General features: G+C 33.8%; 13 protein-coding genes. 8 read left to right on the top strand and 5 right to left on the bottom strand.

The genetic code is table 11. The annotated features are described in order from the left end of the window. Position 1 precedes the first annotated feature (1 nt). On the top strand, positions 2 to 1060 hold the full coding sequence (mltG, locus tag CW751_RS03685; protein WP_101333652.1) for an endolytic transglycosylase MltG: 1059 nt from the start codon (positions 2 to 4) through the stop codon (positions 1058 to 1060). A 1-nt stretch (position 1061) separates the two neighbouring features. Continuing rightward, positions 1062 to 1556 (top strand): phosphoribosyltransferase family protein, encoded by a 495-nt coding sequence (locus CW751_RS03680; protein WP_101333651.1) that lies wholly within the window; start codon positions 1062 to 1064, stop codon positions 1554 to 1556. 14 nt (positions 1557 to 1570) lie between these two features. Here CW751_RS03680 and CW751_RS03675 read toward each other — a convergent pair whose 3' ends face one another. The 3 genes from CW751_RS03675 to CW751_RS03665 form a co-directional block, all read right to left on the bottom strand. Next, a complete protein-coding gene (locus tag CW751_RS03675) occupies positions 1571 to 2452 on the bottom strand; it encodes a M90 family metallopeptidase (protein ID WP_101333650.1) in 882 nt (293 codons plus the stop codon). Between the two features lie 588 nt (positions 2453 to 3040). Continuing rightward, complete coding sequence (locus tag CW751_RS03670) at positions 3041 to 3262, bottom strand: hypothetical protein (protein WP_101333649.1); 222 nt, start codon at positions 3260 to 3262, stop codon at positions 3041 to 3043. 156 nt (positions 3263 to 3418) lie between these two features. Further along, on the bottom strand, positions 3419 to 4498 hold the full coding sequence (locus tag CW751_RS03665; protein WP_133122116.1) for a hypothetical protein: 1080 nt from the start codon (positions 4496 to 4498) through the stop codon (positions 3419 to 3421). A gap of 95 nt (positions 4499 to 4593) precedes the next feature. Between CW751_RS03665 and CW751_RS03660 the strand changes: the two genes are divergently transcribed. From CW751_RS03660 to CW751_RS03640, 5 genes are all read left to right on the top strand, one after another. Then, complete coding sequence (locus CW751_RS03660; RefSeq protein ID WP_101333647.1) at positions 4594 to 4863, top strand: hypothetical protein; 270 nt, start codon at positions 4594 to 4596, stop codon at positions 4861 to 4863. After that, entirely contained in the window at positions 4860 to 5885 is a 1026-nt protein-coding gene (locus tag CW751_RS03655; RefSeq protein ID WP_101333646.1) for a methylmalonyl-CoA mutase family protein, read from the top strand. The genes CW751_RS03660 and CW751_RS03655 overlap by 4 nt, the downstream gene beginning before the upstream one ends. A gap of 1 nt (position 5886) precedes the next feature. Then, entirely contained in the window at positions 5887 to 8019 is a 2133-nt protein-coding gene (gene scpA / locus CW751_RS03650; protein WP_101333645.1) for a methylmalonyl-CoA mutase, read from the top strand. A gap of 5 nt (positions 8020 to 8024) precedes the next feature. Next, entirely contained in the window at positions 8025 to 9077 is a 1053-nt protein-coding gene (locus CW751_RS03645) for an AI-2E family transporter (RefSeq protein WP_101333644.1), read from the top strand. Between the two features lie 126 nt (positions 9078 to 9203). Beyond that, positions 9204 to 9923, top strand: coding sequence for a hypothetical protein (locus CW751_RS03640; RefSeq protein WP_133122115.1), 720 nt, complete (start codon positions 9204 to 9206; stop codon positions 9921 to 9923). Between the two features lie 114 nt (positions 9924 to 10037). Here CW751_RS03640 and CW751_RS03635 read toward each other — a convergent pair whose 3' ends face one another. Beyond that, positions 10038 to 11498, bottom strand: a complete 1461-nt coding sequence (locus CW751_RS03635; protein WP_101333642.1) for an acetyl-CoA carboxylase biotin carboxylase subunit — start codon at positions 11496 to 11498, stop codon at positions 10038 to 10040. Next, complete coding sequence (locus CW751_RS03630) at positions 11495 to 16129, bottom strand: translocation/assembly module TamB domain-containing protein (RefSeq protein ID WP_101333641.1); 4635 nt, start codon at positions 16127 to 16129, stop codon at positions 11495 to 11497. Before CW751_RS03630 ends, CW751_RS03635 begins: the two co-directional genes overlap by 4 nt. A 24-nt stretch (positions 16130 to 16153) precedes the next feature. On the opposite strand from CW751_RS03630, the gene tsaD reads away from it, so the two are divergent. Next, positions 16154 to 17182 (top strand): tRNA (adenosine(37)-N6)-threonylcarbamoyltransferase complex transferase subunit TsaD, encoded by a 1029-nt coding sequence (tsaD, locus tag CW751_RS03625; RefSeq protein ID WP_101333640.1) that lies wholly within the window; start codon positions 16154 to 16156, stop codon positions 17180 to 17182. The last annotated feature ends 14 nt before the right edge of the window (positions 17183 to 17196 follow it).

The raw sequence follows: 17196 nt of genomic DNA, 5'->3' as shown, positions 1-17196 counted from the left end.
AATGCGTTTTATTCAATTTGTTCTTATAGGCTTTGTTTTACTTTTTACTGTGAATTCGTGTACTACAATTAATGCCTATTTTGGTGGAAATAAAAAAACAATAAACGAACAGGCTGTAATTTTTTATGTTCCAACAAATACCACGCTAAATGAACTCAAATCGTCTCTCGTAAACGCTAAAATTATAGATGATTTAGACGGGTTTTCATCAGTTTTGAAGTATAAAGAGTTCAATGATAAAATGATTGGAGCAGGAAAGTACTCTATTGCACCAAAAACGAAATACAAAACCCTTATTAATGGATTCACTTTGAATAACTTAGGGAATGGAAACAAAGAGTTAGAAGTTAAAGTAACTTTCAACAACTGCCGAGACGTAAAGGATATTGCAAGTAAAGTATCCAAACAAATCGAAATGGATAGCGCTGCTTTTGTTAATTATATTCTGTCAGATTCTATTTTAACCAAATTTGGGTTTAATTCTGCAAAAATCAGTGCATTATTCCTTCCCAATACCTATCACTTTTATTGGGACACTGACCATGTGGAGTTTATTGACAAAATGGCAAAAGAATTTAAGAAATTCTGGACAGCAGAGCGAATGGAAAAATTAAGAAAATCAGGATTAAAAAATCAATCTGATGCCGTTACATTAGCATCAATCGTTTATAAGGAACAAGATAAATACCCTTCAGAATGGAAAACAATCGCAGGATTATATTTGAATCGTTTACAAAAAGGTTGGAAATTACAATCAGATCCTACATTTAGATTTTGTTGGGGTGATGAACTCAAAGGTGTAGAACGTTTAACTTTTGAACACAGAGACCGCGACTGTCCATATAACACCTATATTTATGCTGGTCTGCCTCCTGGTCCAATACATATTCCACCTGCAAGTGTAGTAGATGCTGTGCTAAATGCAGAAAACAACCAATATATGTATATGTGTGCTAAACCCGATGGCGACGGCTTACATAATTTTGCACGTACACTAACTCAGCACAACAGAAATGCAAGAGCGTTCCAGAATTGGTTAAAGACACGAAAACGAAAATAATATGGACACACTGGTATTAGATCATCGACAAATCAACCAAAAGCTAGATCGTATAGCTTATGAAATAGTTGAAAACAACCCAGATACGCAACATTTAATTTTAGTCGGAATTCATGGGAATGGTTTTGAAATCGTTAAAATTTTAGCCAAGCGACTCAAAGACATTCAGGTAGAAAATATTCAGATAATTGAACTGAAAATTAACAAAAAAGATCCGCTAAAAGAAGAAATTGTAACAGACACCTCTTTATCATCAATTGATCAAAAAACTGTAATTCTTGTGGATGATGTAATTAATTCAGGACGCACTATGCAATATGCTTTAATGAAAATATTAGAACGGCCTGTTATTAAGGTAAAAACAGTAGCATTAGTTGACAGAAAACACAGGAGTTTTCCCATTAGATGCGATTTTGTCGGATTAACGCTATCTACAACCTTACAAGATAGAATTGAAGTAGAGTTAAATCAAGAAATGCGTGCGTTTCTTGTTTAAGCGTGGATAAAAAACTACAACTCAATATTTTTTTGATTAAAATAACGTTCTAAAAAATCAAAAAGAGGTTTGTGTTTTACTTTTAATAAATGAGGGCATTCTTTATAGTATGTTGTTAGAACTGCAAAAAACTCAGCTTCTGATGTTCCTCCATAACTAGGTATAGTTGAATCATCAGCATTTATTTTCTCCATTGCTTCTTTCATCAATTTAACCCATATTTTCTTATCCTCCTCACCTAAGTAAACTGGAATACCATCAATACTACCATCTGATTTGTCTAATAAATGGGAAAATTCATGAATACCTACATTCTTTTTATCATTATCAATCTGAAATCCTTTGATTAAAGCAGGAAGTGATAAAATCATTGTATTATTCATCAATCCACCATGATGCACTTTTCCGTTCACAACTCCAAACTTATTTAAACTATTGTCTTTATTAAAGTTTGTGGGATAAACTAACACTTCACGTAGGTTACCATAATTATAATACGGTAAACCCCAAAAAGCAATTACTGCACTTGAAGCTACATAAAGTTGTGTTTCTTTGTCTGCCTGCTCCTTCCCTACTTCTGTAATCCTTACATCAGCCAAAAAGATTCCTACCCTGTCAGTAAAGATCGTTTGATCATTCTTTTTTAACCGCTTATAAAATGGAATGTGTTGAGTTAACCAATGTTTATCGTTAGTCGTTAATTGAACCTTTGAATTTCTCGGAGATGTTTTTCGGGTATTGATTCGCCAAACCCATAAAGCAACGCTCGTTGATATAACCACTAGTATTCCTATTATTTTAGCACTTGTAAAACCTTTATAATATAAAATTAAAGGAATACTACCTAACAGAACTAAGAATAGCAAAATCCATGGAAGAAACATTTTATTTTTCATAGCCTAAAGATACTGTTGTTTTTTAAGAATCAAATTACAACGTCTAAAACTTATATACACATACTTTAATTTATAAAATCTGAAAGCAAGCCGTGAATGACAGGCATATATCGGATCAATCTCAAAAGTTGGGGAGGGAATGGTTTTAACCACTTTTATGCTTAAAGCTTTAATGATATATTTTATTCTAAATTATAAAAAACTTTCAGGATAAGATATAGAAGAATTGGGTTACCAAGATAAGTCGTAATTATTTAAAAAGAGATTCCTCGTCGTCCCGAGTTCTCGGAACTCCATCGAAATGACAGGTGTTTGTTGGCTTTGGCGGGGTAAAATTAATTGATACAGTTCTTGGCTGTAATTATTGAAAAAACACAACCTTAAAACTAGGATTAACGACCTAGCTTGGTAGCCCAGTAGGAGAATATAAAATTTTGGATATGTTTTATTCAGATTGACAAATATTTATGCTTAATCCCCAATAATTAGTCTGGATCCATATATCAAAAAATATTTTACTTAAATTATGATAATAAAAAAGCCTTCCCAACTAGGAAGGCATTAAACTTTAATAAAACTGGAAAAAAGTTACTTTTTCTTTTTAGTTTCTTTTTTATTTACCCATTTATCATTTTTGAGCTCACCTAAAACAGTAACGTCTTTAATTCTCTCATAATCCTCTATAGCCATTAACATCTCTTCTTTCGTATCTCTACGAATTTTAATCCCATTGGCTTTGGATCCCTCATTTCTAACCTCAATATAAAAACCATCTTTTAGTTTCGCTGGTCTTGTTGGCGGTCTTCCCATAATTTCTTTACTCTTAATTAATATAAATATTGCTGGATCTTCTCCAGTTTTGACTAAAATAGAAAATCATTTTAATAATTCCTAATTTATATGCGTATAAATTTATTTTGACAACTAAAAGCATTGCTTATCAGTCATGTTTTACTTAAACAGATGTTAGAAATCTAACTGAAGCTCCTCACGCAAATGAATATCCTCAGCATTATTATGCTTCCAATATGGGATGTATTTTACTTTTTCTAGGGTGTAAACCGATTGGTGCATTTCATTATTTAAAACTGTTGGATAATGTTCCTCCCATTGTGTGATTTGATATTGATTTTTACTAGAAATATAGTACCTAACAGTTCGCTTTAACTCTGGTATGTTGTAAACATAAAGATAACCTTCGTCCGTTTCTTCAATTGAAGCATTTGCATAATACGATTTTGCAGATACTTGCGCCGATCTTAAGTAATTGAATGCAGGTAAAATTTGAAAGTCTCCTTGTGGTAATAAGTCTGGTGAAATTCGTGCCAAATTCATCATATTATCACCTGTGTAAACATGTGGAATTCTAAAAGCAGTATCTCCTTCATTTTCGAAATATGAAAAATGCCTGTAAGCATAAGCTTTCTTTTTATTTATTTGTGTAAATGATTGTCCACACCAATCTTGACTTCCCATCGTTATTTTTAAAGGATATTTCGCTTTTTCATTGTCTATTGGTGTAAAAACAGAAGTATACTGTGAATAATCATAGATTCCCGTTTTGAATCGATCAATTCTATTGAGCTTAAGAACCTTCTGACTTTTTTTATCATCAGGCTGGTCGGCTTTAACTTGTTTGTCTGTTAAAAACGGTTCAGTTACAAAAATCAAAACAGCTTCCCCAGGATGTATTCCCTTATATCGCGCTTTATTTAGTTTATAAATGGCTATTTCCGCTTGACCTGAAAACAAACTTAAGTCTTCAGGGGAAGATGAAGTTATCAACGAATCAGGTAACGATAAATCATTTGATACATTTTTTTTGAGGGTATCCAGTTCTTGTTCAATTTGAATCGCTTGTGAATTTCTATTTTGCACATTTCTGTCCTGCTCATTTACGTCATTCAACTGGTTTTGTTTTTGAGTTGATTGTTCCGTACAACCTATTATCATCAAAGCAGTTAAACATAAAAAACTGAACGTCCTTAACTTTATGATTTTTAGGTTTAATCCCGAAGAAATTTTATCATATAATTTTACCAACATCTTTTTCTTTTAAATTTAATCATTAATTGGCGAGCTATACGCAAGAATAACATTAAAAATTTTCTATTTTTGATAAAAATTGACAAATTAAAGCTATGGCTGATTTCTATAATGCATTTTCAACAACTTCTAAAGAGGAATGGATTGAAAAAGTAAAAGTTGATTTAAAAGGAAAAACTATAGAAGATGTTTTACACCTTCGACACCCTGTTGAGGAGTTGAATTACCACTCATACGGACTAGCGGAGGACTTAAAAGACCATCACAATGCACCAGGGCAGGCTGATTTTAGTAGAGGTGGATCCACAAAAAGCAATGATTGGAAAAACAACGTGTACGTTCCAATTGATACGCCAAAAAAATGAATGCTTTTGCATTACAACAATTGATGAATGGCGCTACTGCCTTAACGATTGATATTTCGTCATTTGACCTGAATGAGTGTCATGAAATTGTAAAAAACATAGGTTTTGAACATATTACTTCAACAATTATCTATAAAACACAAGCGCAATTCGATTGGCTTAATAAATTAACAGCGCAAGACGCCTTCTTTGGGACAACAATATGCACTGAACAGAATAATTTCGGTTTTATAAAAAACGCGAGAAATAAACTCGTGCGTGCCATTGACGTACATCATGCAGGTGGAAATGCCAAACAAGAAATCGCTTTTGCTTTACATGAAGGACATGAAGTTTTATACAATTTAATTAAATCTGGAATCTCTGTTGATGATGCAGCTCCACAAATTAAATTTCAATTTGGCTTAGGAAGTAGCTATTTTATAGAAATTACAAAATTCAAAGTGTTTAGAGCTTTATGGCAAACAATAGTCTCACACTATCATCCTAAGCATAGTTGTAGTGCTATTCCTTATATAGAAGCAGAGACTGGATTTATTAATAAATCATTAAAAGATCCGCATAATAATTTATTGCGCCAAACCACTGAAGCATCAGCAGCAATTATTGGAGGCGTGGATGAATTAACCATACGACCATACGATGCTTGGTCAACACAACCTATGTTTGATAAAACCCAACGATTAGGTTTAAATATTGCACTCATGTTAAAGGAAGAATCGTACCTAGATAAAGTGATTGATCCTGCTGGAGGAGCTTATGTTTTACAATCGTTATACGAAGAATTAAAAGAAAAATCGTGGGATTTATTTCAGAGCCTTGAACAAAGTTTCGATCTTAAATCTGACATTCAAAGAGTTGCAGATATAAGGACATCTTTAGTAAATAAAAAGCAGCAAACCTTGATTGGTGTAAATAAATTCTTGAATGAAACACCAGAAGAACAAAACTGGAAATTACCAGCAAATACTAGGTTTGGTACTCCTTTAGTACTAGAAAACGCGTGTAAAGTTGAAATATAATATGAAAAAAGTTGATTTTAGTCAAATATCACCGCAAAATATTGAAGCTTCTAATAAAATAGAAGCTAATAAAACGCATGAAACCGCTGAAAAGATTGATTTAAAAGCGTTTTATCAGTTTGAAGACATTGCAGCTTTAAAACAGCGACATTTTGTGTCTGGTATAGCACCATATTTACGAGGACCATATTCTACTATGTATAGTGCTCGACCTTGGACCATTCGACAATATGCAGGGTTTTCAACAGCAGAAGAATCAAATGCTTTTTATAAAAGAAACTTAAAGGCTGGACAAAAAGGACTTTCCGTAGCCTTTGACTTAGCCACTCATCGTGGCTACGATTCAGACCACGAGCGCGTAGAAGGAGATGTAGGTAAAGCAGGAGTGGCCATTGACTCTATTCTCGATATGAAACTTTTATTTGATGGAATTCCGCTAGATAAAATGTCGGTTTCTATGACAATGAATGGTGCGGTGATTCCAATTATGGCTTTTTATATTGTTGCTGCCGAAGAACAAGGCGTTGATCAAAAGCAATTATCGGGTACAATACAAAACGATATTCTGAAAGAGTTTATGGTTAGAAATACCTATATCTACCCTCCTCTTCCATCCATGCGAATTATTTCAGATATTTTTGAATACACATCGCTGAATATGCCTAAATTTAACTCTATTTCTATTTCGGGCTACCACATGCAAGAAGCTGGAGCTACAGCCTCAATAGAATTGGCTTATACACTAGCCGACGGATTGGAGTATTTACGGGCTGGTATCGAAGCAGGATTAGATATTGATGCTTTCGCTCCACGATTAAGCTTTTTTTGGGGAATTGGAATGAATCATTTTATGGAGGTTGCTAAAATGAGAGCAGGCCGACTCTTATGGGCTAAAATTGTAGCGCAATTTAATCCAAAAAACAAAAAATCATTAGCGCTTAGAACGCATTGTCAAACCTCTGGTTGGAGTTTAACCGAACAAGACCCATTCAATAATGTTGGAAGAACATGTATAGAAGCAATGGCTGCCGTTTTTGGAGGTACACAATCTTTACATACCAATGCATTAGATGAGGCAATTGCTTTACCTACAGATTTTTCAGCGCGAATTGCTCGAAATACACAAATATTTCTTCAAGAAGAATCAGGTATTACTGATTTTATTGACCCATGGGGAGGAAGTTATTATGTTGAGAAGCTTACAGATGATTTAGTCAATAAAGCTTGGGAGTTGATTCAAGAAGTTGAAGGATTAGGTGGTATGGCTAAAGCTATAGAGACAGGTGTACCTAAAATGCGAATTGAAGAAGCCGCTGCAAGAAAACAAGCTCGTTTAGATGCAGGAAAAGATGTTTTAGTAGGTGTAAATAAATACCAATTAGACAAAGAAGAACCTATCGACATTCTCGAAATTGACAATACCAAAGTTCGACAATCACAAATTGAAAGATTAAATCAATTGAAAGCCGAAAGAGATGAAGAAAAAGTACAGATTGCACTTCAAGAGTTAGAGAAAGTTGCAAAGTCTGGTAAAGGCAATCTCTTAACTGCTGCAGTAAAATGCGCAAGAGAACGTGCAAGTCTTGGAGAAATTTCTCAGGCGATGGAAAAAAGTTTTGGAAGATATCAAGCAACAATTCGATCAATTAGTGGGGTATATTCAAGTGAGTCCATGGAAGATAATGATTTTAATACAGCTAAAGCAAAGGCAGATGAATTTGCTCAATTAGAAGGGAGACGACCAAGAATTATGGTTGCTAAAATGGGACAAGATGGTCACGATCGTGGTGCAAAAGTTATTTCAACTTCTTTTGCTGATATTGGTTTTGACGTAGATGTTGGCCCTTTATTTCAAACGCCAAAAGAAGCAGCTAAACAAGCTGTTGAAAATGATGTGCATGTAATTGGTGTTTCTTCACTTGCCGCCGGACATAAAACTTTGGTACCACAAATTATAAAAGAGCTAGAAATCATGAATAGAGGTGACATAATGGTTGTTGCTGGTGGGGTTATTCCGCAACAAGACTACGACTTTTTATATGATGCAGGTGTATTTGGCGTATTTGGCCCAGGAACAAAAATTTCTAAATCAGCAATAAAAATATTAGATTTACTTATAGATTCTGCAAAATAACCTTTATGAAAAAGAACTTTTACCTCGACAATACTGCAAAAAGCTTGTTTATTGTTACATTTCTTGTGTTGGCTTTTTATTTTTTTGGATCCATTTTAATGCCTATTGTATTTTCAGGAATTGCTTCTTTAATTCTTTTGCCCCTCGTAAAGTTTTTTGAAAGACTTCGGCTTGGAAATGTATTTTCTGTTTTGTTAACGGTGTTATTAATCATTATAATTTTGTCGGGATTAATTTTAGTTCTCATTGTTCAAAGCCAATCTATTGTAACTGAGATTCCTAAATTAATGAATGAAAATGAAAGCTTTTTAAACATTGATGTTGATGATATAACATTCTCGTCGATAAGTAACTGGATAGGATTATCTGCAGAAACACTTCAAACTTATCTTTCCTCGCTCAAAGGCGGAATCATCACAATTCTAGAAGGTAGTTATAAGGGAGTAACTAATTTTGTAGTATTTTTAATCACCTGCCCTATTTACATATTTTTTATGCTCATGTATCGTAACAACGTTTATCGATTTATAACAGAGTATCAAAAAAATAAGAAACCAAATCAAGATAGTGATGAAATTATAGATGATGTAAAACACAGCATGTTTCAATATTTGAAAGGAATGCTTCTAGTAATGACTATTGTTGGTGTGCTCACTTACATTGGACTTCTATTGTTAGGTATAAAGTACGCTTTATTCTTGGGGATTCTCACAGCGCTCTTAACACCAATTCCTTATATAGGCGTAATTGTGAGTGCCACCATACCTATTATTATCGCTTTTTTAACCAAGGATTCAGGATGGTATAGCATTGGTGTAATCGGTATTTTTGCTGTAGTACAATTCTTGGAAGGCAACATTATTACACCTAACATTATGGGAAAAAATGTTAACATCAACCCGCTGATTATTATTATTAGTTTAGTCATCTTTGGTGCTGTTACAGGTTTGCTAGGGTTAATTTTAACAGTTCCTATTTTAGCCGTTTTGAAAGTAATAATCGAACATTCACCCCGTTTGAAACCTTGGCAATATCTTTTTGAAGATAAAAAAAGCTGATTTCTTCAGTTTTTCGTATCCATTCTATATAATAATACGTATTATTAGGCATTAATAATTACATTCAATTATTGTTTTAGGCATAGTTATTGAATTTAAACTATAAAATCAAAAAAAAATTAAACAATGAGAACGTTATTTCTATTATGTACAACCTTATTTTTATCAACGAGTTTATTGGCGCAAGGTACTTATGAAGACCTTTTGATAATAAAAGCGGATGGTGATTGGGAGAAGCTAATCAAAAAAGCAGAAAAATATACCCTCAAAAACTCTACAAAAAAAGATCCTGTTCCTTACTACTATCTTTCTTACGGACTCTACAAAATTTCATTTAGAGCTGATAGAGACGATGCTTTCAAAAATGCTTATAAAGATGCTTTCACCTCTATCGGGAAAATGTTGAGGTATGACAAAGACGGAAGTGTGGCAGAAAAATATGCTGAGTTCGTTTCAGAATTAAAGATGTCATTGCTTGAAATCATTCAAAATGAAACCGAAAATGAAGAATATAGACGTGCATTTGGATGGACGATGAGACTATATAAATTTGGACGAGATTATGCTCCTGTGTATTATTTAGAGGGTGCTTTAAGGTACCGTAGAGGAGACAAATCTACAGCTAATAACAAATGGAAAGATGGCGATAAATTATTGAAAGATGCTGAAATCACTAGTTGGTCTAAGCCTGATAAGAAAATTTTCATGCTTGGTTTATACCAATCGGCTTTAGCCTTAAAAGAGGACCGTCAAACTGAAAAGGCACAAGAAATCATGAACATTGGCGCACCTTACTTTGAAGAAAATGAAACGTGGAGCATGTATTATGATGAAATTGTTAACTAAATATAGCGTATTTTATATTCTAAAAGAATTCAACAAAAAAAGAGGTTGTAGTTTGACTACAACCTCTTTTTTATTGCGTTTATTTAAAGGTAAAACTTTCGGCCGGTTATAATTCTAATTCATCATTTCTGACTTTACTTCAGCGTTTTGTCTTTCAATAACATCGTTCCAAATTTGATCAATTGATGCTTCAAGTGCTCTTTTTTCTTCCTCTTGAGCAGTATGCATGATTTTCGGATCAGCAAAATGGTGTTTCACAAAGTTTGTATCAAAATCTCCAGATCTAAAAGCTGGATGCTTCATCACATATTTTCCAAAGTCTAAAGTTGTACGCAACCCAGAAATTTCATAGTGATCAATTGCATCAATCATTCGTTCGATAGATTTCTCACGTGTATCTCCCCAAGTAACCAATTTCGCAATCATGGGATCATAATAAATTGGAATTTCCATACCTTCTTCAAACGCATCGTCAATTCTAATGTAATCAGCTACTGGTTTTTGATAGCGTTTTAATCTACCAATATCGGGCATAAAATTATTCAATGCATCTTCTGCATAAACACGCACCTCCATCGCATGACCGTTTAATTGAACGTCGCTTTGTTGTATCGATAACTTTTCATTTTGAGCAACTTTAATTTGCATTTCCACCAAATCCAAACCAGTTATTTCCTCAGTTACAGGATGCTCAACCTGCAATCTTGTGTTCATTTCTAAAAAATAAAAATTCAAATCAGCATCCAAGAGAAACTCTACTGTTCCTGCACCAGAGTAGTTACAAGCCTTTGCGACATTACAGGCGGCTTCCCCCATTTCCTTTCTCAAGGCTGGTGTTAAAATTGCACTTGGCGCCTCTTCTATCACCTTTTGATGTCTTCTTTGAATGCTACACTCACGTTCATGCAAGTGAATTACATTTCCATGATTATCTGCGAAAATTTGAATTTCGATGTGCCGTGGCTTTGTTACAAACTTCTCAACAAAAACAGCATCATCTCCAAATGAAGATCGTGCTTCCGATTGTGCCAACTCCATTTGTTCTTTCATATCTTCCTCCCGTTCTACCAAGCGCATTCCTTTTCCACCACCTCCTGCAGAAGCTTTAATTAGAACAGGAAATCCGATTTGAACAGCAATTTCTTTTGCTTCATTGAAATCAACTACTGCTTTATCAATTCCTGGAACTAAAGGAACATCGTATTTTTTTACAGCCTGTTTGGCGCTTAACTTATCCCCCATTAGCTGCATTGCTTCAGCTGAAGGACCGATTAAGGTAATCCCTTCTTTTTTAAGTCTTTCTGCAAATGAAGCATTTTCTGACAAAAATCCATATCCAGGATGAATTCCATTTACATTTAATGCTTGTGCGACTTCAATAATTTTATCCTGGACTAGATAACTTTCAGCTGATGGTGCCGGTCCTATCAAAACAGCTTCATCTGCTTCATGCACAAAGGGTGCATTTTTATCTGCCTCTGAATAAACAGCCACAGATTGAATATTCATTTTCTTAAGCGTGCGTATAACACGTCTAGCAATTTCTCCTCGGTTGGCAATTAAAACTTTCTTCATTCTTCGTTTTTTATAGCTTTTCCATCCCTATACTCTGCAGGAATTGGAACTTTATTATTTTTTTGTTCTTGTACATCTACCCATTCGTCTCTTTTTCTAAAAATATTAGCAAAGAACTGAAAGAGTTTAAAATCCTCTAATGTATGAAAATCTTCTTTATAACTCACCCCTAAACCTTGGGTAAATTGACCTTTTGCTTCATTTTGTAATACAGTTGTGTTATTAGATTCATTAAAAACATTCATTCTAAATGTTCCTTGTTCATTGAGTAGGTATTCAACCTTAACGTCCCCAATAAATTGATTTTGAGAAGGGAGTTCATCTGAAGTACCGTTCTCTCCACGCGTTGTTCCTACACCAAAAGAACCTGAAACTAATAATCGATCATCCAAAAATGCTTTTGAAACACCAAACTCACCTGAAAATTGGCCAGAAAATTCATCATTTTCTAAATTTACATTCATTTGATATCCTTCTGTCATTTTATTTAAAATGTTATTAATTTGTGTAGTTGCCAAATCCAAAAACGCTCCACCTCCGGCTGCTCCAGATCCGCCACCTTGACCAGATAAAGGTATAAATGATTTAGAAATTAAAATGGAGAAAAATTGTTTGTTCAACTCATCTTGGTCACTTCGAATTCGTGAAATTATAGCTTTACCTGATTCCGAGGCTTTAGGTGCTTCCAAATCAAAAGCTATTTCGGGAGACATCATGTTTCCAGTGATATTCAAATGTGAAAATATCTCTTCATTATTAGAGGATTGACTATTGACAACATCTGGCATAACCACCGAAAGATTAGCCATGGTGCGATAATAAGCATCAATATTTAATATTGCTTCATAAGGATCTCCTGCCCATTGAACAGTACCTCCTGGAGAAATGTTAAAGTTTTGTTTATAAGGCCCCAAAACAAAGTTATAAACTCCATCTGAAACCCTATAAGTTCCATCCATAGCTAAGTCATTGAATTGATCAACTGTGAGACTTAAATCACCTTTACCTCGGGCTGAAATTTCATCACCTACTTTTTCGTCAAAAATTAATTTTACCTGAGCTTCGTCAGTAACATCGAAATTCAATTGTAAATCCACTCCAGTTAGATCGACACGTTTTTCACTTTCTGCGACCATGCTGCTATCCTTTTTAAAGGAAATAAAACCGTCTTCTGTAATTGTAGTTGGTCCGTACATTGGAAAAACAATTTTAGTCCCTCTTTTAGTTTTTGCATTTACAATAATTGAAAGATTATCGGCATATCCTGAAATATTAGCAATCCCTGTAATGTAAGCTTCTCCATAATAAGGATTTTCAATATCATAACTTGTATTCATGACTTTAAAACGATCAACAGGAAAGGGTTTAGATGGATCTGTAGCCAAACGTTTAACAGGATGTTCTTCTAAATTGGCAATAAGCTCAAAGTAAAAATTGGAAAAATTGTCATGGAACAAAGATCCTGTTAAAAAACCAGTATTTCCTTCCACATCTTTCACCGGCATTTGATTGATATAGACACCATCTTTTACAGACTCTATTTCTCCTTCAAAAAACATGTTAGAGCCGAGAATGGCCAAGTTAATCATTCCATCGTTGAAATCTACTTTACCTGTCATTACTGGTTCTTTAAACGTTCCAATAAGCTTTAACTCCCCATTCAAATTTCCACGTAAATCACTAATTACGTCTGGATCTAAAAACTCATTAACAACAGAAATATCGGTTTTATTAAAAATCATAGTGAAATCTAGATTTCCTAATGCTTGAGACCGTTCTGACAAGTAATAATCTCCTTTAAATTGAAAAGTTTGCTTACTTCCGTATAAAATATCACCAAAAAGATTAACTTTTTCGTTGTTTGAAGTGTAATCTGCTCCAAAACTCAAGTTTCCAACTTTTGTTTCATTTATTTTAAATTCATCAATAATGGCTTCCCCAAAAAACTGTAAATTTGAAACAGGTGTTGTAACATATCCTGAAACATTCATCGTTCCCGAAAGCACATTGTCAGGACCTAAGATATCGCCTAATTCCTTCAAGTCTAAATCCATGACATCTAGGTACATTTTATCGTACATAGAACTTGACAAATGACCATTCGCAGAAACGTATTGATCTTCATGTTCTAACTTTAAGCCTTCTACAATCAAACATTCGTCAATGTAAGAAAGCTCTGCATGATTTTTTAAATTCCATTGATGGCCATTTAACGTAATATAAGATGGGAAAACTTTAATTTCAAAAGCTGATTTCTCTTGTAAATTAGTGAACCATTCTACATTTGAGCTTGATTCAGATTGATCCTCAAATAATAATTGAGAATCTAATCCACCATCGGCTGCCAGCCCCGTAAAGTGAATATTTTGAACAGTTAATGAGTCGTTTAAATACATTTTATTAACATCTATTAATGCCAACAATTCCTGATTAGAAATTTCTTGCATCGCATCAATTTGACTCAGTCTAATGTTATCATACGCTACATAATCAGAAGATAAATTTACTCCCAACGCATTTGTATTTCCATTATAATATCCATTAATAAATGTTTGATCAGCCACTTGAACAACTGGATACAATACATTTAAAATAGGATTTATACGTTTAATTTTAATATCATAATCAAATTTAGAATGATCATCGCTCACCATTTCTTCAATTCCTACATTCATGGCAGGAAATAATTGACCAATTTGCGCTCGAATGTTACGCCCGACTTTTGAATAATCAATTAATCCATTAATGTCTACTGCTACAAAATCAGATTGTATAGCAATACTATCTTTATCAGTACGTCGTTCTACAAATCCGTTAAAATTAGTTGTTGAAAACGAAGCAGTATCTTCCTCATAATATAAGGAATCAATGAATAAATCTCCCTTAAAGTCATTAAAATCACTCCCCGCTGCATCAATTTTTATAAAAGAACTCAATTCACCCATGTTTTCAAACGCACTATTAAGCTGATCCAATCGAGCACATTCTAAATCTATATCGGCCTTTATTTTTAAGTCATTTCCCATGCTAAATAAGCCATCAAAAGATAAGTCAAAGTTTTCATCTCGAACGTACATTTTACCTTGAATGCTATTTTGAGTTGTGACAAGATTATTGTTCAAAGTATAATCAAACCCATCTAAAATAATATAGTCATAAGAATAATCGTAAAGCTCGGTGTTCGTTAAAGTTCCTTCAACTCCTTTAATTTGAATCTTATCTGATGTTATAATAGCAGTATTGAGTCCAAAAAGTCCATTTAGTTTTCCATAATTTTTATCTTTCACAATAGCAGACAATGATAAAGCAGAAACCTGTACCTGACTTTGATTATTATTTTTTGGAAGTATAGTAAAAGTTTGATAATTAGTATCTGACAAAACCCTAAACGCATCTTGGAATTGAAATGAGCCCAGGTTTGTATTTAGATCTTCGATATCAAAGTTTAAATCGTTGACATTCCCATCAACAGCGATATCATTAATTTCAAAAAAGCGAAGTTCATCAAGCACCTCTGGCCAGGAAATATATTTTTGCGGTGCAGAATCAGGTAATCTAAACTGCTTAATATCCGACACATTAACGGATAGGTAGTCTAATTGTTGTTTTATATTAGCACGAGAAAGTTGTGTAAAGTTTGGTAAGGAAAAATCTCCCTTGATTTTAGTTCCTTTACCAAAGGCTATTGAAATATCGTTTAATAATAAATCGTTTACTGCATTTTTTGAATTACCTGCTAACGTAACCACTTCATTCATCCCTTTTAATTGAGGAGCAAAAAGTGCAACTTCGTTTAATGCTACCTCAGAGGTTTTAAAATCACTTTCTAATCCCACTGAATCAACAAAATGTGAAAATGAAGATAAATCTCGTGTTTTTAAAGCGAAAGAATTTACCTTTAAATGAGAGCGTCTAGTTTTCAATTCCGTTTCTGCCATTCTTAAACCTTTCGGTCCAAATAAAGCACGTGTTGTTAAACCGGTTAATTCAAAACCACTCTTTTCTTGGAAATTAAACTCCTGAATATCTGCTATATACTTATCTGGATAAATTAAAACATCATACGCAGTAAGGTTTATGTGTTTAGCGTCAATGTGCTTAAAATCGACACCATGATTAACATATTGAGCATTTTCATCATCAAAAATAAAATGAGAATTAATAAGTTCTACTTTTTTGATGTTAAACGCAAAGTCTAAAGGTTCGTCTTTGGCATCTTCAGGTTTAAATGCATCAATAATAAATTGCAAGTTTAAGTCTTCTGCATCTTTTCTTCTGCGAAGGGCAATTTTTGCTTTTTTCAATCGAACTTTTTCAATATTGAAATTCAGTAACATCGCACCGCTCAAGTTGTAATTAACTCTAAATTCGTTAATGTAAAACAAGGTGTCTTGTTGTTGATCTTCGATATACAGTTGATCAAAGTATACTTGGTCAATAAATGCCACATCTACTCTACCAATACTCACTTTGGTATCTAGCTTTTCGGTTAAAAATTCAGCTCCCTTATGAGCAAGATAGGTTTGAAAGTTTGAGGTACGAATAAGAAATGCGAAAACAATAATGCAGATCAGTACAATCTCCACTAGAAATAAAACAATATTCCCCAGTATTTTCAGTAATTTTGTCATTCGTTCAAACAAAGATATTCAAAGTTGGCTAAAAAAGATATAATCATTCTAGGTATTGAGTCATCATGTGATGACACCTCTGCTGCTATCCTCAAAAATGAGACCGTTTTAAGCAATGAAATAGCAGGTCAAAAAGTACACGAAGCCTATGGTGGTGTAGTTCCTGAGCTAGCTTCACGTGCACATCAACAAAACATTTTGCCAGTCGTTGATACAGCTATAAAAAATGCTAAAATTAAGCTTAAAGATATAGATGCCATTGCTTTTACACGAGGACCCGGATTGTTAGGGAGTTTGATTGTAGGCACCTCATTTGCTAAATCCATGGCTTTAGGACTTGATATTCCGATGGTTGAAGTTAATCACATGCACGGTCATGTGCTTGCTCATTTTATAGACGACCAACAAAAAGAGAAACCTCAATTTCCTTTTATATGTTTAACGGTTTCAGGTGGTCATACGCAAATTGTTTTAGTGAAGGATTACTTAGACATGGAAGTTATAGGAACCACAAAAGATGATGCCGCAGGAGAAGCTTTTGATAAATCCGCAAAGCTTATGGGACTTCCCTATCCTGGTGGGCCTTTGATTGATAAATATGCACAAGATGGAAATCCTAACGCGTATCAATTTACTACACCCAAAATGCCTGATTTTGACTATAGTTTTAGTGGCTTAAAAACAAACTTTCTTCAGTTTTTACAGCGTGAAACAAAAAAAGACGTAGATTTTATAAAAAACAATCTCAATGATATTTGCGCAAGTTTACAACATACCATTATCAATATTTTGTTTGACAAATTAATAAAAGCAGTTGAACTACATAATATAAATCAAGTTGCAATCGCTGGTGGAGTTTCTGCTAACGCAGGTTTGAGAAATCGTTTGGAAGAAGAGGGTGAAAAAAGGAATTGGAAGACTTTTATTCCTAAGTTTGAATATTGTACTGACAATGCTGCAATGATTGCTATAGCTGGTCGATATCAATTTCTTCAAGGAAATTTTGCCCAGCAAGATATAAGTCCGAATGCACGATTAAAATTTACCTCCTAATTATGTTGGAAATC

This window comes from Brumimicrobium salinarum (assembly GCF_002844555.1).
Classification (GTDB): domain Bacteria; phylum Bacteroidota; class Bacteroidia; order Flavobacteriales_D; family Crocinitomicaceae; genus Brumimicrobium; species Brumimicrobium salinarum.
The sequence above is the reverse complement of the archived record's forward strand: the minus strand, read 5'-3'. Positions and strand labels throughout refer to the sequence as shown.

Excerpts from the sequence above, each read along its gene's own strand:
- CW751_RS03635 (WP_101333642.1), bottom strand. The coding sequence starts at position 11,498 with ATGAAGAAAGTTTTAATTGCCAACCGAGGAGAAATTGCTAGACGTGTT.
- CW751_RS03630 (WP_101333641.1), bottom strand. The coding sequence starts at position 16,129 with ATGACAAAATTACTGAAAATACTGGGGAATATTGTTTTATTTCTAGTG.
- CW751_RS03670 (WP_101333649.1), bottom strand. The coding sequence starts at position 3,262 with ATGGGAAGACCGCCAACAAGACCAGCGAAACTAAAAGATGGTTTTTAT.
- CW751_RS03645 (WP_101333644.1), top strand. The coding sequence starts at position 8,025 with ATGAAAAAGAACTTTTACCTCGACAATACTGCAAAAAGCTTGTTTATT.
- CW751_RS03665 (WP_133122116.1), bottom strand. The coding sequence starts at position 4,498 with ATGTTGGTAAAATTATATGATAAAATTTCTTCGGGATTAAACCTAAAA.
- CW751_RS03675 (WP_101333650.1), bottom strand. The coding sequence starts at position 2,452 with ATGAAAAATAAAATGTTTCTTCCATGGATTTTGCTATTCTTAGTTCTG.
- scpA (WP_101333645.1), top strand. The coding sequence starts at position 5,887 with ATGAAAAAAGTTGATTTTAGTCAAATATCACCGCAAAATATTGAAGCT.
- mltG (WP_101333652.1), top strand. The coding sequence starts at position 2 with ATGCGTTTTATTCAATTTGTTCTTATAGGCTTTGTTTTACTTTTTACT.
- CW751_RS03640 (WP_133122115.1), top strand. The coding sequence starts at position 9,204 with ATGAGAACGTTATTTCTATTATGTACAACCTTATTTTTATCAACGAGT.
- CW751_RS03680 (WP_101333651.1), top strand. The coding sequence starts at position 1,062 with ATGGACACACTGGTATTAGATCATCGACAAATCAACCAAAAGCTAGAT.
- CW751_RS03660 (WP_101333647.1), top strand. The coding sequence starts at position 4,594 with ATGGCTGATTTCTATAATGCATTTTCAACAACTTCTAAAGAGGAATGG.
- CW751_RS03655 (WP_101333646.1), top strand. The coding sequence starts at position 4,860 with ATGAATGCTTTTGCATTACAACAATTGATGAATGGCGCTACTGCCTTA.